1 protein-coding gene is annotated in these 497 nt (G+C 72.0%); it reads right to left on the minus strand.

The window, feature by feature from the left end; translation table 11 throughout:
* Positions 1-242 precede the first annotated feature (242 nt).
* Positions 243-497: hypothetical protein (locus tag HW466_RS31280; protein ID WP_208456262.1), on the minus strand; the 255-nt coding region annotated here is incomplete at its 5' end.

The raw sequence follows: 497 nt of genomic DNA on the forward strand, positions 1-497 counted from the left end.
GCGGCACGCTGCGCTACACGCTGTCGTCGACGCCGACCGACTGGGCCAGCGATGCGTCGCTGGCGCCGCCCTCGGGCCCGGCCGCCGACTACACCAAGGCGATGGCGGTGGCGCAGCCGGCGCGCTGAGCGTCGATCGCCGCCCAGACATGAAACCGCGGACATCGCCTTGCCGAGGCTGGGCACGGAGAGAGATCGGTTGCCTGTCACGGGTGGCGCAGGCGGCGGCCCGCGACGCGCCGATCACTTGCGTCGACGATACAAGACAGCCTGGTCCGACGACGACTTGGGGCGGACCAGCACGACCGCGGCGGCGAGACCGACCGACGCCAGAGCGGCCACGGCCGAGGCGGACTCCAATCCAGCTCGCTGCGCGACGAAGCCCAGTACCGGCGCGCACAGCAGCAGGGCCGCCTGCATGCTGCCGGTCCTCACCGGGACGAGCGTGCTGGCCGCTGAGGCATGAGCATCGGCGATCATGAGGCTGCTGACCGCGGT

The organism is Burkholderia territorii (genome assembly GCF_902833055.1).
GTDB lineage: Bacteria > Pseudomonadota > Gammaproteobacteria > Burkholderiales > Burkholderiaceae > Burkholderia > Burkholderia territorii.